Raw genomic sequence first — 19,913 nt, 5'->3', positions numbered from 1 at the left:
GAAAAATTAAATCTTTTTTAATTTTTCTCTATATCTACTGATTGTAGAATCATTATAATCAATGGATAAATAATCTAATGTTATTTTTTTGTTATCATCAAACTCCTTTAGCTTATCGTCCATAATTTCATCAATTTCTTTATCTAATTTTCTTATTTGATTTTCAAAAGAATATTCAGACTTTTTCATGAGCCTATTTGTTTTTCTAGATATTTTCTCAATTTCTTTATCAATATCAAATTCTTCGTTTTTAGGCATATAAAACACCTACATTTCAATAATAGGCAATTGAATCTCAGTTATATATTCTTTTTCATCATTACAATTATGAATATTTTTTATTAAAACTTCTTTAGGGGATCCAATAATATCATAATGGTTTTCTTGAGCAATTTCAACTAATTTCTCGTAGGTCTCCATTATATTATCATTAGAACCATAATGAATAGTAGATAAAACTTTGTTTGGAATCATATCTACAACACGAATTCTATCAGTTTCATTAGCATCATCTTTAATAGGAATACTTACATCATATACAACGTCACCCTCATTGACTTGATGTCTTGGTGAGAAATAAACAATGAATGGTTCACCAACAGTTTCAATTTCTTCAGCATCAACCCAACCCATCAACATGGAAAGGAAAATTTCCAAATCAGTGATTGGAGTTTTACAATTAATAACAGCTAATTTTTGTTCTGGAATTACTTTAACTTCAGTTTCCATTTTTACACCTTAATATTTTATAATAGTTAATTGAATAAATAAACTTCTACTTCTTCACCTTCATCTAAAAGTTCAACAGATTTTGGAACTTTTACATATCCATCAGCAGTTGAAAGTGAAAATATTGCTCCTGAATCTTTGAATATTGGATGAATATCTTCTCCATCAACTTTAACAAGTTGATATTGCATCCTTCCAACAGGAGAATGAATTCTTCTAGTCATTTTACCTTTAACAGTGTCAAGTTCAAAGTCTTTATTGATTCCTGCTAATTTAGTTAGTGGTTCTGCTATAAATGCATTAAATATCATTAAAGCAGAAACAGGATTTCCCGGAAGTCCAATGACTAATTTATCTTCGATTACACCAACAATGGTTGGTTTACCAGGTTGAACTGAAATACCATGAATGTAAACTTCACCTAATTCCTCTAAAACACTGTTTAAAACATCCCCAAGACCTGCAGAAGTTCCACCAGAACAGAGAATAATGTCTGATTCTTTTAAACAATCAGTTATTTTTTGTTTAACTTCATCATAATCATCCCTCATGATGCCTAAAAAACGTGCATCTCCCCCACAGGAAATAGCTGCGTTTTTAATCATACCACCATTAACATCATAGATTTTACCGTATTTTAATTCTTCTCCTTGAAGTGTGATTTCATTTCCAGATGAAATAACGCCAACACTAGGTCTCTTATAAACTTCAATAGTTTCAAAACCTTGGGATAGTAACACCCCAATTTTACCAGGATTTAAAAAATCACCCTTTTTGAGGATTAATTTACCTTCTTCAATATCAGACCCTTTACGAGCTACATCTTGTGTAGGAGTGGCTGTAGTCAATAGATTAACTTTACCATCTAATTTTTCAGCATATTCAACCATTACAACAGATTCAGCACCTTCAGGCATTGCAGCACCAGTACTGATTTCAATACATTTTCCTTTTTCGACTTTTTTATCAGTTACGGCACCTGCTTCTAAGAAATCAATTACATCCAATGTTTTAGGAGATTCTTCTGATGCACCAAAACTATCTTCAGCAACAATCGCAAATCCATCTTTTAAAGCTTTATTGAAAGGTGGAAAATCCATTTTTGAATAAACATCTTCAAATAAAACTCTTCCATATGCTTCTGTAACAGGAATTTCTTCACTTTGTTGATTTAACTTTTCATTGAATAAATCTTGGATAATATCACTGGCTTCATCACATTCTTTAATCTTTAAAAATTCAGTTCCCATAATCACCACTTATATAACATACAATAAATTAATATATAATATATTGATAAGTCATTATAAATTTATCATTCAATTACTTACCAAATGCTCTCACAAAACCAAAAAATAAATATGAAGGACATAATTATGAAAATGAATGATGAAGACATGATGATACTCCAAGAATTCTACGAAACACGCCGACTAAAAAAATCATCAGTAAAAGGATACAAAGACGTTATAAGAATATACACATTATTCAACGATTTAACCCTTACTGAATTACTTGAAGAAGCAAGAACCGAAGAAAAAGACCGTTTACCATGGATAGACCGTACATTAAAACAAAGATTAACAGACTTCCGAGCATACCTCTACGATAACTACAGTAAAAAAACCGCAAAAATACACTTCAGCAGAATCAGAACAATCTACACACACTTCTATATAGAAATACACAAACTACCTGAAATACAATCAGAAGACCTGGACCCACCAATCACATACAAGGATCTGCCAACCAAATCAATATTACAAAAAGCATTAAGCATTAGTGAACCCATGATACGGGCATTAATATTATTCATGGTATCATCAGGCTGCGCTAAAAAAGAAGCCCGTCATTTAACAATACAAGATTTTATTGACGCCACAAGTGAATACCATGATAAAACTGATATACATGATGTTCTTAACGAATTAAAAGACCGTGATGATATAGTACCAATCTTTCATTTATACAGATATAAAACAAAAAAATGGTTTTATACTTGCTGCACACCTGAAGCAACCGAAGCCATCATACATCACTTAGTTAAACTGCTTAACAATCATGCACATCTCAAGCCAGATACTCGCATATTTGATATAAATAAAGATTACTTCAACAATTACTTCAAGGAAATCAACACTGCATTAGGATTGGGGAAAGTGCGAAACTATAATCGTTTCACCAGTCATATGCTCAGACGATACCACGCAAGCACGCTGAAAAGTGAAGGTTTGGATAAAGATACAATTAATACTTTGCAGGGAAAAGGTCAAAACCCTACTGATGAAGCTTACTTCAAAGTCAACCCTTCAAAATTAAAAGAGAAATATGTCAAGTACATGCATTGTTTATTTGTTGACTTTGATATTAAAGAAGTCAAACCCGAGGAGGTTATCCAGTTAGAAAATGAGAATGCTATTTTGAAGGAACAGAATAAACATTATCAGGAGATTGTTGATAATATTGATGCTCGCATTGATGAGAAAATTAATGCTGCTATGAAGAATAATAGTGATGATTTGGAGGATTTGTTTATGTAGTTCTTTTTTTGTGTGTTTGGTTAGTGTTTATATTGTTTTGTTGAACACTAGTTTTTCAAACACATTGTACTTCATTTTTCACTACTGAACAAACAAACAAGAATTTTATTATAATATTGAACAATAATATTTTAATTTTCAAATAAAATGAATAGAAAGTTTTATATTAACTCTCAACAAACATACTAATTGACATAAAAAAGGAGAAAAAAATTGGAGGAAAAATCATGAATGAAGATATTAATTATAGCCCTGAAAAACTTAAAGCAGTAATACATTACATCATAAGTAAATGTGGCTTAAACCATAATGTCGGCAGAACAGTAATGTATAAATTATTATACTTTTCTGATTTTAATTTTTATGAATTATATGAAACACCAATCACTGGAGAAACATATATTAAAAAACCAAATGGTCCCATATCTTCACATTTCTTAGATCTAAAAGATGAATTAATAAAGGAAGGGAAAATTAAAGAGGCCACTGAAAAAGTAATTGATTATAACAAATACAAATACACATCTTTAAAAGAACCTGAAATATCATGTTTAAACAACAATGAATTAAATGTTATTAACGATACTATCAATAATATTTCAAATATGAGTGCAAAGGAAATTAGCGATTACTCACATGGAGACATGCCCTGGAAAGTTGCTGAAAATGGTGAAGAATTAGACTATGAATTCGTATTTTACCGTGACCCAGAATATGTTGTGAGGGAGTATGATGAGTAACTTGGATAATTATACCTTTGATAACCATCCTCTTTTCGAAAATGAATTTAACAAAATCATTCGTAAACACCAATGTCCTTCATTAAAAGAAGATTTTGAAAGATTAAAAATAGTATTAGTTCAAAAACTTGAAGATGACAACCAATTCCCAGTTTCATTATGTAATAGAATTTCTGGTTTAAATAGGAACGTTAAATTCCCTGCTTTCATTGTTAAAAACTTTCGTTGCAAAGGAATAAATAAAGGGTCACGTTCAGGTTTCAGAATTACATTCCTATTTTCAAGAGAAGACAATTTATTTTATTTCGTTGAAATTTATAATAAAAATAAAAAACCAGTTGAAAATAAAGAAAGAATTAACAACCTATTCTCACCAAAAAAATAATAAATGAAATGCATTAAAAAAAAGAGAGGATGAAAAAATGGAGATTAAAAAAATCGGATTGATTTTAATAATCATTTGTGTAATAATAATGGGAGCCACTTTCATATACACTAACCAAAACACTACAAATAATAGTAGTGCTCATGTAAATAATACAACTAACATTACAAAGAATGCAACATTAAATAATACTAATGTTACAGAAGAACCAGTAAAAGAAGATTCATCTTCTCATGAAAGCAGTTCATCAGATTCTAAAAGTTATGTTGAAAAATGGGATGAATCTCAGCAAACCGATGGGGATTGGGCATATACTCATGATCAACCTGTAAAAACTGGTGATGATGGGAAAGAATATAAAAGAGTATATGATGAAGATTCCGGAAAAAGTAGTTGGCAATCAATGGATGCTAGTGATTATGAAGATTAAACATAAATAAAAAGAAATAAATAAGTTTGTAAAAAAAGAGTGTGTGAGGTCGTAGGAACGGCAATTCCTCTCCCACATACTCTGGCTACAAAAAAATAAGTACCTCGACAGAAGTGATTAAAATTTTAGTAACCAATATTATATTAGAGAATAAGAATTATTTAATACTTACTAATTTCAAAAATATTTTTCAAGATTTATTTTTAAAATTTAGTGAGGTTGTTAGTGGTGTTTATTCAGCTTTTTTTATTGTTACTGTAGTTCCAGTTTCATCTATGTTGACTTCCCAAGTAACAGTGTCTCCAGGGTCAATTTCTAAGAATTTTCTAACTTGTTGTGGGATTATCAACCTTGCTGAATCAAATTTACTACTTCCTTTTCCTACTTTTGATTTATATTTAAACATTGGCATAATCTCCTTTTTATGTGTTCATGGTAATATATCTGTAAGAAGCAGTATAAATATATATGTTTAGAATAGTGTAAAGTGTAGTGTAAAGGTTTATATAGTATTAAGTTTATATTAATTATCAAGAGAGGATTCTTGAAACGGCAATTTCAGGATGACTTTCACAAATTCGACAGAAGTGTTAAAATGACTAAGGAAATAGATAATTTGCCTGTTAAGGCTGGATTGTTACGTGAGAAATTCCGTAATCGTTCTCCTGAAGAACAATTACGATTTTTCATGAATGTTGTTGAACAAAAAGCAGAACTTGAAGCATATAAAGAAGTCTTCGGGGACATTAAGGAGGCTAGTTTATGAGTATCTACTCCACCACTGAAGTTTACCCATCAAATGCAGATGAGCTTTTTGATTGTAAAAGTATGTTCTGCAATGAATGTACTTTTGATTGTTGTAAAGAAAATGCAGATCTTGAAAGTATGATGGATCTTCAAAGTGAGATCAATACTATCTTCACTAAAAGAGGATTTCGTAGTGTGAATTGGAATTATTTTCATGGTGAAGCATGTTTGACTATGTATAAAAGTCAAACAGGCCGTTTCATTCAACATATGAATGAGTACGGTTATGAAGTACTCCTTGAAACAGGACATAATAAGTTCTGGTCTATTGTATTTATTAGTGATGAATTTGGATTGGTTGACCCTAAACACTTACTTGATATTTTTAGGGCAATGGAGGTTAAAGAATGAAATCTCCTGCTAGATTAGATAAAAGAATGGAATGTCCAGTATTGGACACTCATTCATTATTGTATGGTTGTATGAGTGTTGCAGTTGTAATGTTATTCATATTCATTAATCTTGGAGGTTTCTAAGTATGGTTTTGCAATTTATTGATGAGTCTAAACCAAGGTTCTTAAAAACTATATTTTATGGTATTGATGGTAGTGGTAAATCTACTGGTGCACAATTGTATTGTGAGTCCAGGGGGTTAAATCCTGTGGTAATTGATTTTGATTGTACTAATCATACTGGTTTGCCTAGGTTGAAATGTGATTGGGATAGTGATCGTGATGTTATTAATGGTGTGATTAGTATCATTAAGGATGTTGAAACAGATTCACGATTTGATACTCTTATTATTGATGGTGTGGGTACTTTCAATAATTTGTTATTACCCAAAGGTAAAGAGTCACAGAGGACTTATTTGGTCCGGACTCAGAATTTCAAAAAGATTTGGAAAGTATTGTTACATTCAAGGATTAATGTGATTTTCATAGGGCAAAAGGATATGATTGTCACAGAGGAGAATGAATCCTCTAAATTTGCTGAGATGATTAATAATATGGTTGATTATAAATTCCATTGTAGTCATACTGGTAAAGGATTCACTAATGATGATTTTACTTATGTTTGCACTAAAACTCGTGGTGAAATCGAACCATTAATAGGCAAACCAATAATAAGTAAACCAGTCACTTCAAGTATCCCTGTTACTCCTAAAGAGGAAGCACCAATGCCTCAGTTAATAACTGATTGTATGAATGCATTATATGAACGTGGGATGGAACCAACAATTGATAAAGTCAAAAGATGTATCCTAGATAAATGTGAAAATGACCTTAATCCTGATAAAACAATCTACAAGGAATGTATAAGATGGATAGATAACAATTTAAACATTGGAGGCATATAAATGTCCTCCTCTAATCTTATTACTTTAGATGTTCTCATTACATTTGGAGATAAGGAGGGTATTAGCTTTGAGGTTCCATCATCTACAGAGGAAGATGAGACTTATATTGTATCATATGATATGGATACAAGTACTTGGTTGTGTACCTGTCAAGGATGTTTAAAAGGCAGGCATTTATGTAGGCATATACTTGCTTGTATTGATTTCATGAAATTTGTTGACATGAGTTTATTAGATGATCCCGCTGTTTTTGAAGGTGGTTTAATTGGTTAATCAGAAAGGTGAATTTCCGAAATCTGAGATTATTAATATGCGTGTTCATCCGAGGTTGAAACGTAAGGCTAAGGAGTTACCTTATTCCTATGCGGAGATTTTTGAGATTGGATGTGATAAACTCTCTAAAGAGATTAATCTTTTAATGTATCAGAAAGGTGAATTAGAGTTGGATATTGCTAATCTTAAAAAAGATATTCATTCTAAGGAAGCTAAGTTGGCTGCTATTAATAATCGTATAAGGATTATCAATCCAACTAAGTTGGATAAAGAAACTTTAGATGGTTTGATTAATGATTCCGCTAGGGATTATGCTAATGATATTTTCAGTGCTCATGGTGAGAATAGTCTTAAGCGTGTTGAGTTGGATCAAGGCCGTCATGCTGTTTTGACTACTGCTCGTGAGTGGGGTTATGATGGTAATAAGTTTTTGAGTTTAGTGAGGGATAATTTGAAAAAATTGTGTAATACAAAGTTGTAATACATTTCAGATTCTATTTTGTAAGATATTGTATTACAGTAATGCATTACTGTAACACAATTTTGTAGAATTTATAATTTCAAATGTGTTACATTTTTGTAATACATCTAAAATGGGGAAAATTATTATTATTTATTATTATTATTTATTAAATTTTCAAAACAAATGATTTAATATAACAATGTTATAAGAATTGTTAAAAAATGCAAATTGAAATATTAGTTGGTGATGATATGAATGAAAATGAAGAGTATCCTCAAATTGTCTTAGAAACAAACGGAACTTATAAAATATATATTGAACCAGAAGTTATTGTTCATTTTGCTTCTGAGAAAAGTATTGAGGATTTTATTAAAAACAAAAATTTTAAGATTATTGGAAAAGACTCTCCAAAGTCAATGGTTGAAAGACTTAGAGATTGAATTTACTTCGTAATTCCAATAATCTAATTAAGTTGTTCATTGCCTCTTCAGTTTTAGAAGTTATAACACTTGGATGGTTACTGTTATAATCTTCTATTTTCTGTAGTTGCAATGCAATAACATAATTTAATAATTCAATGTTGGAAACAGAGTCATCTTCTGTTTTCAAATCTTGAATTATATCAGACAAAGTTTAATCACCTCCTATGTTTTTTGGTGATTATAGTTATGTTTTAAAATTTTATTAAAAAACGATGGTTTGGATGGGAATATGGAAAATAATTTATCTACAGTATACAAAAATGTTGAAGAAATAAGTCAGGAATGGGAAAACTTGATTATTGAATTATCTGATAAAGAAGTGGATTATTATAATTTAAAAGAAAAGTACAATGGATTATCTGAAAATATAATTGCAAGTACGGATTTTAAAGAACTCTACGGTAAGAATAATGAAACAGTCAGAAAGAATCATGTTAAAAATGAACTCTCCGATATAGTGAGTGAGTTGAAAACATTCGAATTCAGTATTGATTACCTCAAAAGAAGGATCAGTTTCTTAAAAGCCATGACTTATGTGAAAATGGGAAGTGTTGATTTATGATTCTTGAATTACTACTCATAATAATAATGGTTCTAAGTTTTTGGGGTGCTTTCGGATGGTTAATACAATCATGGTATGGTGAAAGAAAAGCAGAAAAAGAATTTGAAAAAAGACAAGAACGTTACAGGAAGATGATATAATGAATATGGATTCATTGAGAGTTTTAATTAAAAAAGCTACAAAAGAGAAATTAGCAGTTGAACTTCAATCTGCACATTTTGACGAATGTGTGACAATAGAACCTGAAGATGAATACACTTCTGGTAATGGGGAATATTTAATCATTAATGAGAAGATGATCATTGATTTATCAAAGGTAGGTTTGGCAAAATTAATTCCAAGTAGTGAACAAAGATTGCAAGAATGGAGAGAATTATGGGACCAGGCAGGTTTAAAAGGAGTTGATTTAGAATGATTGAAGTTTCAGAACCTGTTGAAGGTTTTCTTAAAATTACTGATGAAAACTATGAATTAGATAAATGGTGTATTGTTGACCGATTCTTGAAAAATTTGGATTATGATCTTATTGTGGATTTTAAAATTAATTTAACTGTGGATTTACCGTTAAGTGAATCCACTATTTTTCTTTATCCTAAAGATAAGCAATCTAATTTTATTGAAAGTTTAAAAAATCTAGAAAATATTAAAAGTGAATTTGAGTCTATTAAAGACCGTGAAGTTAAATATTCTTTTGAATTATTATTGTTAAGACAAGGATGTGTACATGATGAATGATGATTATGAAAATTTTTTTAAAAAGCAAAAAGAAGGAAAGGCAACAATTGATGATGTACCTATCGTTAAAAAATTGAATAATAATGAAAAGTTAACTGATTCTGATTTAGCAGGTTATATCTTAATGTTAAACATGGGGATATTAGAATGAATGAGAGATTTGTTATTAATTTTATGATGCCACTTATTGTTTCTAGAAGATTTAATATTCCTTTAGAGGAAGTTGAAAAAATTGTAAAAAATTCTGTAAAAGATGAATTTAAGAGTGGATTTATGACTGAAAAAAGATGGTTTTTAAATACTGATGTTATTGAAGGTACTGATATTTGTGAGGAAGGAATTCCTCATACTAATAGAAGTATTGTCACTATTTTAAATAGATATGAAGAGGATTTGAATGAGTTGAAAACTAAAAATCAAAGATTGGAACAGGATAGAGAAACATTATTTAAATTTAAAGCTGAATTAAGGGAAGCTATTAAAAATGAGCGTACTCATCTTGGTCATAATGCATTGGTTAATTTAGCAAGTAATTTAGGTGTGGAGTTATGATTAGTAGTGATTGTAAAGAATGTCCAATGTTGGATGAGGATAATAAAAGGTATCCATGTAAACTTGATTATCCTATCCGTTGCAATATTCTCTATAAGTATGTTAATGAGTATAACTGGAGGAAAGGAATATTATGAGGAAATATGAAGGGGATTGGATTGATTGTTTTAATGTTAAAAAATATGTTGATAAGAATCATCCAGACAGATCAGATAAAATTTTATTTGAAACTCCCTGTATCGATTATATCATAACTAAAGAACAATTCCATAAATTGAAACAGAAAATTAATGAGGTATAAAAAGCATGTGTATTACTGAAATCCATTGTTGTTGTGATTGTAAGAAAAGTATTGATGTTCCAGGACAAAAACCCGATAGTTTTGAAACTGGATGCTTAGATAAAAGAGGCAAACCAAATGCTAGTGGTGGTTTGTGCCACTGTGATTATTTTATAAGGAGGTGATTTTTTTCATGAAGTTTGTTGATTGTAAATTCAATGGTAAGCATGAATTAAGACATGAACTTACACGTGAAATAATGATTGCATGTAATGAAAGTATACCTGATTACGATAAATTAAATATTTTTAGGGTTGAAGATTATATTCACCTGTTAATTGATGAATCACATTACAATCCTAATAAGAAATATTTCCATATACCGGATATGAATGTGAAAATCCCTTTAAAAGTATTTAAGAATGTTGCAATAGAATATATACTTGAACATAAAAAAGAATTTTTATTAAATAAATATTCTTAAGTTGAACATCCCCTTTTATATGAAAAAAATGTGATGTTGCTGAAAAAAATAAAAAATGATCCACAAACAATATTCTGGGTAACCAAATGTAAATACTGTGGATCACTTTTTATCAAATTCCAAAATGCTACAAAATATTGTAGCCCAAAATGTAGAGGAAATAGTGATCTTGAACATACTGAAAAACGTGTACGTAAACACCGTAAAAACCATAGTAAAACAGATGACTACTGGGGTCTGGGTAGTGGTTATTTACACGGAACACCAAAAAATAATTTTGAAGAGGAACATAAAGCTATATTAAGGGAACGCAGGAGATTAAAATTACCTGCAAAATAAAAATGGATAAATGGAGAGTAATTACTAATGGGATTATTTACTTCAATTAAAAAAAAGATTACTAGAAATAATCAATGGGAGTATCATTTTAATCCTCAAAAAAGCAAATATCACGATTATGAAGAAAGTTATTTTAAACAACCAAGCACTGGAAAAATTTTAAGATTAACGGCCAGAGATGCTTTAGGTTTAATATCTTTTCATGATCATGGGTGGGATGCTCAAAAGTTATTTGATGATATGGATTGGGGTTCTACAAATTATGAAAATACTATTTCTGTAGATAATCTTCAGTTATTTTTAGATGAATATACTAAAGGACATATGAATCAAGCAATTAGTTTCATATGTGATAATAAAATCGAATATAATTATTCAGATAAAAAAGATTATTTAAAATAAACTTAATCTTTTTTATTTTACTATTTTTTTCTTTTTCGTTACAGTGTACTATTGAAGGGGGGGAGTATATACTTTTATAAGGCATTTATATATTTTATTTTCATATGGTGAAAAAAATGGATTGTGTATTTTAATGATGGGTTATGAGTATCAGCATAAACATGTTCCGGGTTTGCGATGCCCTGAATGCGATGAACACAAGGAGATACTCTATGATACTCATCATAAATTAATCTATTGTCGAACATGTGGATTAATACTTTATGAAATTAGTAGTTTGTAAAAAAAAGAGAGTATATTCTGGTTTATAAATGTAAAAAAAATACTATTTTAACCTTGGACATTTTGTATATTATGAAATTTAGGGAAAAAATGATTGTTAAAAGTCTCTGCCATTCTTTTTCCTCCTTAAAAAAAAATAGATCTCCAATTGAAATTATATTAAAATTTTAGTTTAAAAATATATTATAAAAAAAAGGGAAAATATACAATAACCATTTTTTCATTGTTTGAAAAAATAGGATGTTTATATGTTTTAATCAAGGTTTATACTTCTTCTTCTTTTTATTTAAGATGTGTAGGTAAAAAGTTAGAAAATATGATTTTTTTTATCCTGTCTCATTCAATTTTATTATTCGCCTACCATTTTTCTTAATATTCAGAACCGTTCAATAAAAAACATTAAAATATATTATTTCATTCAATATTATTTTATAAAAACACGAGGTTTTAGAAAATCGTGTTTAATAAAATATTAAAAAAACTGAACAAAACAACAAAAAAGATAAAAAAGGAGAAAATAAAACAATGGAATTCGATAACAAAACAATACTCATAACAGGACTAATAATCGGTGCAATCTGTGCAATGCTAAACAATTACGAACAAATAGCACTAGCAATAGTCTCAGGACTCGTAGGATACTTAAGTAAAGATGCTAACATCACAATTAACAAACAACCAGATGATCCAGAAGAAATAGAATAAAAAAATGGATGTGATGTTTATATGATATATGATCATGAAACATGCATTAATGAACATAGAATCGTGTCACTTGAAAAAGAAAATGATATTAAAAAAGCACGATTAGACCACTATAAAAGTGAAGTTCATGAAATCAATGATAAAATTGATGCTCTTGAAGAAAAACAACACGAAATAGATTTAAACGTAACAAAGAGTATTGATGAGTTAAAATTAGAAATTGTAGGAATACACACCACCATAAAAAACATTAGTCTAATTATAGCACTAATAGGTTGTATTATTACAATCATCTTAGCAATACCAGAGTTACTAATCATATTACAATAAGGTGTTATTTTATGGTTGATGCTTGGGAAAGACAAAAAGGCGAATCAGCAAAAGCATATGGAAGATTCAAAATTTACTTAAATTTACCTCCAGAACAAAGAAGTTCAAGAAAAGTTCATGAAAAAATTGCAAAAAGTTATAAAAATTCATCCCAAAATAGTAAAATTCCAACATTAACTGCAATTGAAACTAACTCTGTTAATTGGAGGTGGGTTGAAAGAGCTAGACTTTATGATGCTCAAAAGCAATTGGAGGAATCTTTAAAATATGAAGAGGAATTCACAAGAGAGAATAAGAAAATAATAAATCTTCTTAAAGATTTACTTGATTATTGTGATACATCATTAAAAGAAATCATGGATAATAATGCAGAGTATGCTTTAACTACAAGATTATCATTAATCTCAACATTAATGGGAATAATAGATAGAGCAAACTATAATATTCGTACTTGTTTTGGTAAACCTGCTAAATACACTGATAAACTAGAAGTTGATTTAGATAATCAAGTATCAGTAAAAGAAGATGAAACTAATATCTTTAAAAAGACTGACAAAGAACTGGAAGAAATATTGTCTGTTAATGATGATTTTGACATGGATGCATTCTTGGAAGAACAGAAACAATGAAAGTTGACTACAGTAAAATAAGGCTTGATGATACACAAAAACAAGTCATCAGAAAAACCATATTTGAAAATAAGTATATTCCTATTGAACCTTATTCTAGACAATTATATGCTATTGCAGATAAGAGTAAAAGAAAACTTATTGGTGGTTCAGCTTACAGTGGTAAAAGTATATTAGGTTCAGTATTAGCATTACAACATTTTGAAGTTCCTAATTATCGATGTTTAATACTTAGAAGTACTTATGATAATGTAACTGCTACGGGGGGTATTGTTGATTATATTGATGAATGGATTAAACCATTTGACCATGTAGAACACAACCAATCCAAGAGATGCTTTATCAATACTGAAACAAATGCTAAAATTTATTATTCTTATATGTTATTGGAAAAAGATAAAGAAAAATTCAAATCAAGAGCGTATCATAAAATTATAGTTGATGAGGCTTCAGAATTTTTTAAAGTTAACCTACAATTCTTGAACCGGTCACTTCGTCCAACTCAAGGATTATCTCATTTTCCATTAGCATTATACTATATTAGTAATCCGGCTGCCGCTGAAGGATCATCATACTTAAATGAAAAATTTGTTAAAGGACCATATCCATTTTATGAAATGAATTTCTGGCATAATCCATACATTGATCGTAAAGATTACTTGGAAACATTAAAAGAGTTAAGTAAAGCTGATTATCAGTTTCAAATGGGTAACTGGGATTATGAAGTTCAGGAAGGAGATATTTTTGATTATGATTTAATTGAATCACATACAATATCCAAGAATGAATATGATGAAATGTTAACAGAACAAGAAATTCTTCAACAGGTTATAACTTGGGATGTTGCTGCTACTGAATCTAAGAATGCTGATTTTACTGCGTGGAGTTTATCAACCGTGTTTAAAGGAAAAGTTGCTGCAATTCATAATCAGGATAGTACGCAAAAAAGGCCTGGTAAACTGGAAAACAAAATGATGTCTGTTATGGATAGTTATAGTGAGTATGAAAATTGGATTGAACAACAACCTGCAGCAGCAGGAAAAATAGTTAAAAAATACTGGGCTAATGAATTCAAAGATTATAATCCTAGATTTATTAGAGTACCTAAATCAAAACTTATACGGGCTAGTAGAACTGTAAGGGGAATAAATAAAGGAAAAGTATTATTTGTTCGTGGTAAATGGTTAAAGAAATTTATTAAACAAGCTGTTAAGTTTCCTGTTGAAAAGATTGTGGGGGATGATGAATCAACACATGATGATCGTGTTGATAGTGTTAGTTTATTACATGAGGGATTATATCCGCAAGTTTCTAAATCAACTTTACGTAAGAGAAAAAAGAGGTGAGTAATTTTATGGTTAAAATTGTAACAAATCAATTCTTAAAAGATGCTGTAATTAAAAGTGTATTGAATGAATATGATGTGAAAAGTCAAGAGTTAAGTGAAGATGATATGAACTATGGTGATGAGGTTATAGATCCTCCTTTCAATCCATTTCAATTAGATAAGCTTAGAGATATTTCTGGATTGCATGATATTTGTATAACTGTAAAATGTGAAGATGCAATTTTCAGTGGTAAGAAGATTATCAGTAAGGAAGGAATGGAAATACCTGTTGAACTTGAAGAATTCTTGAATGATTTTCAATTTGATGAGGAATGTGAGTCGTTCTTAAATGACCTGGAAACTTATGGTTTTGCAGGATTGGAGATATTGCGTGAAGGATCAGTATTTAAAAGTGTGAATCATATTCCATCATTATATCTTCGTATGTGTCGTGATAAAAAACGTGTTGTTCAAAAAATCGGTAATCAAAAATCATACTTCAAACTATATGATCCAATGAATGCTCAAAGATTGAATAAATTCACAGGAGTCTTTGAAGAGGGGATTAACAGTGATACAATTGCAAATGAATTACTATGGTTTAATGGTAAAAGTAATGAATCAAAGGTTTATGGTAAACCCAAGTACTTAAGTGAATTAGATGCTATTTTAACAGACAATGCAATAATTGAATACCAACAAGGGCATTTCAAAGCTAAAGGAATTCCCAACTATGTGATTACTGTTACGGGAAGTATTGAGGAAAAAGAAGATTACACTATGGATGATTTTGAAAGGGATCTTGAAACTGAATTCAGTACTGTTACAAATGAACCTGGAACTGCATTGGTAATGTGTGTTCCAAGTGATGGTGATGCACCAATCAATGTGAATGTTCATAAGATAGGTGAGGAGAAAAAAGAAGGTAGTTTTCTTGCATTGGCTGAAAGTGTAGCAGATAGAATTTACAGGATTCATAGGGTTCCACGTGAAAGATTAGGTGAAAGCAAATCATCCGGCATTGCAAGTAACCGTACTGAAATGTTACTCAAAAACTACAGTAAATCCACTGTGGGTAATATTCAAAAAAGAATGGCAAACTACATTAACAAAACCATCATCAAATATGAATTCACAACTAATGATCATAAAATAGAATATCTTCCATGTAACTTTGATGAGGAAGATAAAGTACTTGAGAGAGGTATAAAATTATTGCAGAATGGTGCAATGAGATTAGGGGAGTTTATTAACAGGTTTGGTGAATCATTTGAATTGCACATGGATGAAAGTGATGAGTATTATAATGCAAGGTTTATGAATAATCAATCATTGGATAGTGTGCTGTATGGTGATGATCCGGTGGATGCTGAAGGGAAATTAAATAGTCTGATTGCTGATTTGGATGAAGATCTAAAAGCATAAATTCATAAAATATTAATGGAGTGTGTATTAGTGTGTATACATATCAACAAAGGTTAGAATATGCTCGTAAACTCAAAAGATTACATGAACTATATGTAATCAAAGACAACATTCACTTAACCTACAAGTATAAAAATCAAAACAAAGCCATACATAATGCACATTCCTTGCAGGATAAGATTATTAATTCCATAATTGATGATGCAGTATATGGGAATGCAAATGCTATTAAAAATATTGATTCTACTATCGAAAAGTTAATGAATTCAACTTTAGAAAATGAGCGTAAGCGTATACATCATCAAAAGGATAAATATGTTAATCGTGCTGTAGAACTAAATTCTGAAAGATACACTAAAATATTAACTAATCGTATCAACACTGAAGCAATTAAATTAGAGAGAAAAATAGAATCCGAACTCAGAAGTGGAGTACATAATGGTTTAAGTGAAGCACAAACAAGAAATGTTCTACAAGAGAAATATCAAGATACTGCCAAAGCAAGAATACGTAATATCATAAGAGACAGCGTACACACCAACGAATCCAACATTAGTTTCATCAATGCCCTAAACGAAGGATACAATTATAAAATATGGATGAATGGTAGAAGCAAAGGAAAAACTAGAGCATGGCACAAAGCCAAACTTATCGCACCAGTACCTATTGAAGATTACTTTGACATTTATGGACCATATGGACATAAAGAATCAATGTATCCTGGAGACTTGTATAGTGGAGCAGAAAATGTTGCCAACTGTCGATGCTGGTTAAGATACACTAACAGAAGACCAGAAGGATTAAGTAAAACACCAAACACCTACAATATATCCAACACTTCTTACTTCTCACCACAAAATAAACCCTCACTTACTGGAAATATTATTAGCACACTCACAAAACCAATAGAAACAATCAAGACAACTATATCACATAATACTAAAAATTTATCTTCAAAAATTAAAAATGTTAGTAAGAAGATCTATGACAAAATAAAACCAAAAAATCAAAAGTCTAAACCAAAAAGAAAAAATAATGTAAAGAGATATAAACGTTTTAAAGGAATTACTAAAAAGGGGATGTTGCCAAATAAGGAACAAATCTCAGATTATTTCTCTAAAGATGTTACTAAAACTTCAAAATTTGATAATATCATTGATAGATGGGCAAATACTCCTCTCGATAAAAAACTTAGAATATTTGCAAATTGTGGATTTGATTATAAAAAATTAGAAAAATTACTTTTAAAAGATAAAAATGTTTTAAATTATTATATTCCCCTGCTTATGAGAGAAGCTAAAATAAGTCTCCAACAAATGGAAAAATTGATGAGAAATAGTTATACTAAAAAAGACATGGTATTCTACAGACAACAAGAAGATTTATTTTTAGGAAATGATCCTCAAATTGGTAACATAATTGAATGGGATTCTTATAATTCAGTATCCATATCTAAAGAAGGATTAAGATATTTCCAGAAGAAATATAAAAAACAAAAATGGGAATTTACAATTTTAGCACCAAAAGGAACACGTGGTGTGTATATTTCACCAAAAGCAGGGAAAAAATATGCTCCTGAAATGGAATTTATTTTGGACAGGCATACAAAGTTAAAAATAATAGATATTGATTATGTTTCTCATAAAGTAAAACTTAAAGTTATTATATAATTTTATATAGTCTATAAAACAAATTTTATATTATAACAATTGTGTGGAATTATTATGGGAAACCCTATAAGAATTAATGAAGATTATTTAAAAAAACATTATCGTGAAATGATGAATGTTAATGATGTGCCATTACCATTAGGTATTTTAGAGTTGATAGTTCCAGACATTGAAAATATAATGATTGAAAAAATTAAAAATGGTGGTAAAAATTCAGTATATGTTAAATACAATGAGGGATTTTTCAGTAAACCTAATGAAAATTTTCTTGATGAATCATTTAGATTATTAAAATTATATATTGAAAAACACCCAGAGCATTCTAAGTTAATATTATAATTTTTACTTTTCAAATGCTCTCTTACTTAATCTTAACATAATACTATTTAATATAATAATGTTTGAAACATTGATGAGTTGAGAAACATGTTCGATATATCAGTATTTTTGAATAATATATGGAATACTTTAAGTTTAATATATAATCTACTTTCAATTATGGGGTTGTTATTTATGGTTATCCAGTTTATGGAATGGATTTTACCCTATAAAATTAATTTATTTAAAAATTATATCAACAAACCAATTAGATCATTTTTGAATAGGGAGACAAATATTCAATCATCTGTATTTAAACATTATACTTCTCAAGAAGAACTTGACTATGTTTTTAATGAGTTTATTGAAATTTTTTCAGAGGAACATAACTTTATTAAAGAGATAAAACCATATTCTTTAAGATTATCTTTTAATAAACGAGATATTCCTTTTGATATTACAATTACAGTTAATGAGAAAAAAAGAAAACTTGATTTATATTATAGTCATTATTTCACTTTTAAGTTTAAGAATTTTGAAAAATATATTAATGCTCAGTTTGATATATTAAGCAAACTAGATAAAATAACTACTATAAACTCTGCTTCAAATAATATTGAGATAAATTTTTCATCCGATAAATTTCAATATTTTAACAATTTTAGAAACATTATTGGAGAATCCTTTTATTCAGATAACTTAAAAGTAAACTTTAAAGAAAATGGAAAAATTGAAATGAATTTTTCCGTAGAAAATGATATTAATTCTATTGATTATATAAAAAATAACTTAGAATTGGCTTTTAGAGATTAATTTCAGCGAGAATAATATCTTTAAAATAGTCTACAAAACTTTCGTAGGTTGCTTCTTTTTTGTTTGAAGAAAATTTTTGTGTACTAATCCCAATATTGTATCCTAATGTTTCAGATAAGAAGTTGATATAAGGTGAATTTTTTGCTTCTTTTAAAAATTTATCATAGTATGGGCTGCGGTTTCCATGTTCATCTTCTAAATTTCCATAAAGTCCTGCAGTCGTTTCTCTTTCACCTAGATCATTGAACCAACGTGTATTAACAGAAATTGCATCTTTATTTATTATTTTTGCCATATGTTCTGGGGTTAATTCCATAGGTTTGATTAGTATTTGTCTCATTTCTCCTTGGTTTATATGTTCATCAGAACATATTTTTACTAATTTTCCAACTAAAAACTTTATGGATTCTTCTTTACCACTAATTAACAAATAATTTTTATTTTGAGTGAATATTGTCCAAAATTTAGCTTCATGTGAGTAAGGATATTCAATGAGATTGCCTCTAATTTTAGTACTATGTTTGAAATCATGTTGAAATTCAAAATAAATGGTGTCTTCTTCCTGTTCGGATAGATTGTCAATGGTTACATCAAGTGAAATTTCACCGATTTTTCCAACTTCTTGTTTGTATTCAGAATAAATTTCTTTAAATTTTTCTTTGCCAATGCCTTCTAGTGTATACCATACTAATGAAACTGTCACTTTTTTCACTTCCTTACAATATTGTATTTGGTTAGTTGATTTATATAATATTTTGTCTAATTCGTTACAGTGTATTTTGAAGAGGAAAAAATTAATATTAACTGTTTTATTTTCACGTATCACTTTCATGTTTCTTACCATTAATTTTTTTTCCTCTCCAATTTCTATCTTTTAAATAAAAAATTAAACCTCAAAAATGGGGGTAAAATAA

Annotated in this window: 36 protein-coding genes; 30 read left to right on the top strand and 6 right to left on the bottom strand. The window is 29.2% G+C overall.

The window, feature by feature from the left end; translation table 11 throughout:
* Positions 1 to 6: 6 nt before the first annotated feature.
* The 3 genes from ACR0P1_RS00335 to ACR0P1_RS00325 are packed head-to-tail and all read right to left on the bottom strand — an operon-like array spanning position 7 to position 1,979.
* Complete coding sequence (locus tag ACR0P1_RS00335) at positions 7 to 258, bottom strand: hypothetical protein (RefSeq protein ID WP_432644421.1); 252 nt, start codon at positions 256 to 258, stop codon at positions 7 to 9.
* Between the two features lie 9 nt (positions 259 to 267).
* A complete protein-coding gene (locus ACR0P1_RS00330; protein WP_432644420.1) occupies positions 268 to 729 on the bottom strand; it encodes a GyrI-like domain-containing protein in 462 nt (153 codons plus the stop codon).
* A 26-nt stretch (positions 730 to 755) separates the two neighbouring features.
* On the bottom strand, positions 756 to 1,979 hold the full coding sequence (locus ACR0P1_RS00325) for a molybdenum cofactor synthesis domain-containing protein (protein WP_432644419.1): 1,224 nt from the start codon (positions 1,977 to 1,979) through the stop codon (positions 756 to 758).
* 111 nt (positions 1,980 to 2,090) lie between these two features.
* Between ACR0P1_RS00325 and ACR0P1_RS00320 the strand changes: the two genes are divergently transcribed.
* The 4 genes from ACR0P1_RS00320 to ACR0P1_RS00305 all read left to right on the top strand — a co-directional run bounded on the left by ACR0P1_RS00320 (position 2,091) and on the right by ACR0P1_RS00305 (position 4,824).
* Positions 2,091 to 3,269, top strand: a complete 1,179-nt coding sequence (locus tag ACR0P1_RS00320) for a tyrosine-type recombinase/integrase (RefSeq protein ID WP_432644418.1) — start codon at positions 2,091 to 2,093, stop codon at positions 3,267 to 3,269.
* A 227-nt stretch (positions 3,270 to 3,496) separates the two neighbouring features.
* A complete protein-coding gene (locus ACR0P1_RS00315) occupies positions 3,497 to 4,009 on the top strand; it encodes a Panacea domain-containing protein (protein WP_432644417.1) in 513 nt (170 codons plus the stop codon).
* Positions 3,999 to 4,394, top strand: a complete 396-nt coding sequence (locus ACR0P1_RS00310) for a hypothetical protein (protein WP_432644416.1) — start codon at positions 3,999 to 4,001, stop codon at positions 4,392 to 4,394. Before ACR0P1_RS00315 ends, ACR0P1_RS00310 begins: the two co-directional genes overlap by 11 nt.
* A 37-nt stretch (positions 4,395 to 4,431) precedes the next feature.
* Positions 4,432 to 4,824, top strand: coding sequence for a hypothetical protein (locus ACR0P1_RS00305; RefSeq protein ID WP_432644415.1), 393 nt, complete (start codon positions 4,432 to 4,434; stop codon positions 4,822 to 4,824).
* Positions 4,825 to 5,056: 232 nt separating this feature from the next.
* On the opposite strand, the gene ACR0P1_RS00300 is transcribed toward ACR0P1_RS00305, so the two are convergent.
* Positions 5,057 to 5,230: a hypothetical protein gene (locus ACR0P1_RS00300; protein WP_432644414.1), complete on the bottom strand. Its 174-nt coding sequence runs from the start codon at positions 5,228 to 5,230 to the stop codon at positions 5,057 to 5,059.
* 138 nt (positions 5,231 to 5,368) lie between these two features.
* Between ACR0P1_RS00300 and ACR0P1_RS00295 the strand changes: the two genes are divergently transcribed.
* From ACR0P1_RS00295 to ACR0P1_RS00265, 7 genes are all read left to right on the top strand, one after another.
* Positions 5,369 to 5,590 (top strand): hypothetical protein, encoded by a 222-nt coding sequence (locus ACR0P1_RS00295; protein WP_432644413.1) that lies wholly within the window; start codon positions 5,369 to 5,371, stop codon positions 5,588 to 5,590.
* Positions 5,587 to 5,982, top strand: coding sequence for a hypothetical protein (locus ACR0P1_RS00290; protein WP_432644412.1), 396 nt, complete (start codon positions 5,587 to 5,589; stop codon positions 5,980 to 5,982). Before ACR0P1_RS00295 ends, ACR0P1_RS00290 begins: the two co-directional genes overlap by 4 nt.
* Positions 5,979 to 6,107, top strand: a complete 129-nt coding sequence (locus ACR0P1_RS00285; protein ID WP_432644411.1) for a hypothetical protein — start codon at positions 5,979 to 5,981, stop codon at positions 6,105 to 6,107. The genes ACR0P1_RS00290 and ACR0P1_RS00285 overlap by 4 nt, the downstream gene beginning before the upstream one ends.
* A gap of 2 nt (positions 6,108 to 6,109) precedes the next feature.
* Entirely contained in the window at positions 6,110 to 6,928 is an 819-nt protein-coding gene (locus ACR0P1_RS00280) for an AAA family ATPase (protein ID WP_432644410.1), read from the top strand.
* On the top strand, positions 6,929 to 7,201 hold the full coding sequence (locus ACR0P1_RS00275) for a hypothetical protein (protein ID WP_432644409.1): 273 nt from the start codon (positions 6,929 to 6,931) through the stop codon (positions 7,199 to 7,201).
* On the top strand, positions 7,194 to 7,682 hold the full coding sequence (locus ACR0P1_RS00270) for a hypothetical protein (protein WP_432644408.1): 489 nt from the start codon (positions 7,194 to 7,196) through the stop codon (positions 7,680 to 7,682). The genes ACR0P1_RS00275 and ACR0P1_RS00270 overlap by 8 nt, the downstream gene beginning before the upstream one ends.
* Positions 7,683 to 7,885: 203 nt before the next feature.
* Complete coding sequence (locus ACR0P1_RS00265) at positions 7,886 to 8,104, top strand: hypothetical protein (protein WP_432644407.1); 219 nt, start codon at positions 7,886 to 7,888, stop codon at positions 8,102 to 8,104.
* Here ACR0P1_RS00265 and ACR0P1_RS00260 read toward each other — a convergent pair.
* A complete protein-coding gene (locus ACR0P1_RS00260) occupies positions 8,094 to 8,294 on the bottom strand; it encodes a hypothetical protein (protein WP_432644406.1) in 201 nt (66 codons plus the stop codon). The genes ACR0P1_RS00265 and ACR0P1_RS00260 overlap by 11 nt on opposite strands.
* 69 nt (positions 8,295 to 8,363) lie before the next feature.
* Between ACR0P1_RS00260 and ACR0P1_RS00255 the strand changes: the two genes are divergently transcribed.
* The 19 genes from ACR0P1_RS00255 to ACR0P1_RS00165 all read left to right on the top strand — a co-directional run bounded on the left by ACR0P1_RS00255 (position 8,364) and on the right by ACR0P1_RS00165 (position 18,999).
* Complete coding sequence (locus ACR0P1_RS00255) at positions 8,364 to 8,708, top strand: hypothetical protein (protein ID WP_432644405.1); 345 nt, start codon at positions 8,364 to 8,366, stop codon at positions 8,706 to 8,708.
* 139 nt (positions 8,709 to 8,847) lie between these two features.
* Positions 8,848 to 9,123 carry a hypothetical protein gene (locus ACR0P1_RS00250; protein WP_432644404.1) on the top strand — a complete coding sequence of 92 codons (276 nt, stop codon included), beginning with the start codon at positions 8,848 to 8,850 and terminating at the stop codon, positions 9,121 to 9,123.
* Entirely contained in the window at positions 9,120 to 9,443 is a 324-nt protein-coding gene (locus ACR0P1_RS00245; RefSeq protein WP_432644403.1) for a hypothetical protein, read from the top strand. The genes ACR0P1_RS00250 and ACR0P1_RS00245 overlap by 4 nt, the downstream gene beginning before the upstream one ends.
* A complete protein-coding gene (locus ACR0P1_RS00240; protein ID WP_432644402.1) occupies positions 9,433 to 9,594 on the top strand; it encodes a hypothetical protein in 162 nt (53 codons plus the stop codon). Before ACR0P1_RS00245 ends, ACR0P1_RS00240 begins: the two co-directional genes overlap by 11 nt.
* Positions 9,591 to 9,995 carry a hypothetical protein gene (locus ACR0P1_RS00235; RefSeq protein WP_432644401.1) on the top strand — a complete coding sequence of 135 codons (405 nt, stop codon included), beginning with the start codon at positions 9,591 to 9,593 and terminating at the stop codon, positions 9,993 to 9,995. The genes ACR0P1_RS00240 and ACR0P1_RS00235 overlap by 4 nt, the downstream gene beginning before the upstream one ends.
* Positions 9,992 to 10,132 carry a hypothetical protein gene (locus tag ACR0P1_RS00230; RefSeq protein WP_432644400.1) on the top strand — a complete coding sequence of 47 codons (141 nt, stop codon included), beginning with the start codon at positions 9,992 to 9,994 and terminating at the stop codon, positions 10,130 to 10,132. Before ACR0P1_RS00235 ends, ACR0P1_RS00230 begins: the two co-directional genes overlap by 4 nt.
* Positions 10,129 to 10,296: a hypothetical protein gene (locus ACR0P1_RS00225; RefSeq protein WP_432644399.1), complete on the top strand. Its 168-nt coding sequence runs from the start codon at positions 10,129 to 10,131 to the stop codon at positions 10,294 to 10,296. Before ACR0P1_RS00230 ends, ACR0P1_RS00225 begins: the two co-directional genes overlap by 4 nt.
* A 5-nt stretch (positions 10,297 to 10,301) precedes the next feature.
* Positions 10,302 to 10,460, top strand: coding sequence for a hypothetical protein (locus ACR0P1_RS00220; protein ID WP_432644398.1), 159 nt, complete (start codon positions 10,302 to 10,304; stop codon positions 10,458 to 10,460).
* Between the two features lie 8 nt (positions 10,461 to 10,468).
* On the top strand, positions 10,469 to 10,759 hold the full coding sequence (locus tag ACR0P1_RS00215; RefSeq protein WP_432644397.1) for a hypothetical protein: 291 nt from the start codon (positions 10,469 to 10,471) through the stop codon (positions 10,757 to 10,759).
* A gap of 33 nt (positions 10,760 to 10,792) precedes the next feature.
* Positions 10,793 to 11,098, top strand: a complete 306-nt coding sequence (locus ACR0P1_RS00210; protein WP_303347356.1) for a hypothetical protein — start codon at positions 10,793 to 10,795, stop codon at positions 11,096 to 11,098.
* Positions 11,099 to 11,125: 27 nt separating this feature from the next.
* Positions 11,126 to 11,500 carry a hypothetical protein gene (locus ACR0P1_RS00205; RefSeq protein ID WP_303347357.1) on the top strand — a complete coding sequence of 125 codons (375 nt, stop codon included), beginning with the start codon at positions 11,126 to 11,128 and terminating at the stop codon, positions 11,498 to 11,500.
* A 121-nt stretch (positions 11,501 to 11,621) separates the two neighbouring features.
* The gene (locus ACR0P1_RS00200; protein ID WP_432644396.1) at positions 11,622 to 11,783 is read left to right on the top strand and encodes a hypothetical protein; all 162 of its coding nucleotides are present in this window, start codon (positions 11,622 to 11,624) and stop codon (positions 11,781 to 11,783) included.
* A gap of 725 nt (positions 11,784 to 12,508) precedes the next feature.
* The gene (locus ACR0P1_RS00195) at positions 12,509 to 12,817 is read left to right on the top strand and encodes a hypothetical protein (protein WP_432644395.1); all 309 of its coding nucleotides are present in this window, start codon (positions 12,509 to 12,511) and stop codon (positions 12,815 to 12,817) included.
* Positions 12,818 to 12,828: 11 nt separating this feature from the next.
* Positions 12,829 to 13,446 carry a hypothetical protein gene (locus tag ACR0P1_RS00190; protein ID WP_432644394.1) on the top strand — a complete coding sequence of 206 codons (618 nt, stop codon included), beginning with the start codon at positions 12,829 to 12,831 and terminating at the stop codon, positions 13,444 to 13,446.
* The gene (locus ACR0P1_RS00185) at positions 13,443 to 14,792 is read left to right on the top strand and encodes a large terminase subunit (protein ID WP_432644393.1); all 1,350 of its coding nucleotides are present in this window, start codon (positions 13,443 to 13,445) and stop codon (positions 14,790 to 14,792) included. Before ACR0P1_RS00190 ends, ACR0P1_RS00185 begins: the two co-directional genes overlap by 4 nt.
* A gap of 8 nt (positions 14,793 to 14,800) precedes the next feature.
* Positions 14,801 to 16,198: a phage portal protein gene (locus tag ACR0P1_RS00180; RefSeq protein WP_432644392.1), complete on the top strand. Its 1,398-nt coding sequence runs from the start codon at positions 14,801 to 14,803 to the stop codon at positions 16,196 to 16,198.
* Between the two features lie 32 nt (positions 16,199 to 16,230).
* Positions 16,231 to 17,868, top strand: coding sequence for a hypothetical protein (locus ACR0P1_RS00175; protein ID WP_432644391.1), 1,638 nt, complete (start codon positions 16,231 to 16,233; stop codon positions 17,866 to 17,868).
* Positions 17,869 to 17,922: 54 nt separating this feature from the next.
* Positions 17,923 to 18,207 (top strand): hypothetical protein, encoded by a 285-nt coding sequence (locus ACR0P1_RS00170; RefSeq protein WP_303347364.1) that lies wholly within the window; start codon positions 17,923 to 17,925, stop codon positions 18,205 to 18,207.
* A 174-nt stretch (positions 18,208 to 18,381) separates the two neighbouring features.
* Positions 18,382 to 18,999, top strand: a complete 618-nt coding sequence (locus ACR0P1_RS00165; RefSeq protein WP_432644390.1) for a hypothetical protein — start codon at positions 18,382 to 18,384, stop codon at positions 18,997 to 18,999.
* On the opposite strand, the gene ACR0P1_RS00160 is transcribed toward ACR0P1_RS00165, so the two are convergent.
* The gene (locus ACR0P1_RS00160; protein WP_432644389.1) at positions 18,989 to 19,702 is read right to left on the bottom strand and encodes a hypothetical protein; all 714 of its coding nucleotides are present in this window, start codon (positions 19,700 to 19,702) and stop codon (positions 18,989 to 18,991) included. The genes ACR0P1_RS00165 and ACR0P1_RS00160 overlap by 11 nt on opposite strands.
* Positions 19,703 to 19,913 lie beyond the last annotated feature (211 nt).

Source organism: Methanobrevibacter sp., from assembly GCF_050872065.1.
Lineage (GTDB): Archaea > Methanobacteriota > Methanobacteria > Methanobacteriales > Methanobacteriaceae > Methanocatella.
Note: the sequence above shows the minus strand (reverse complement) of the source record. Positions and strands in the feature narration are given on the sequence as shown.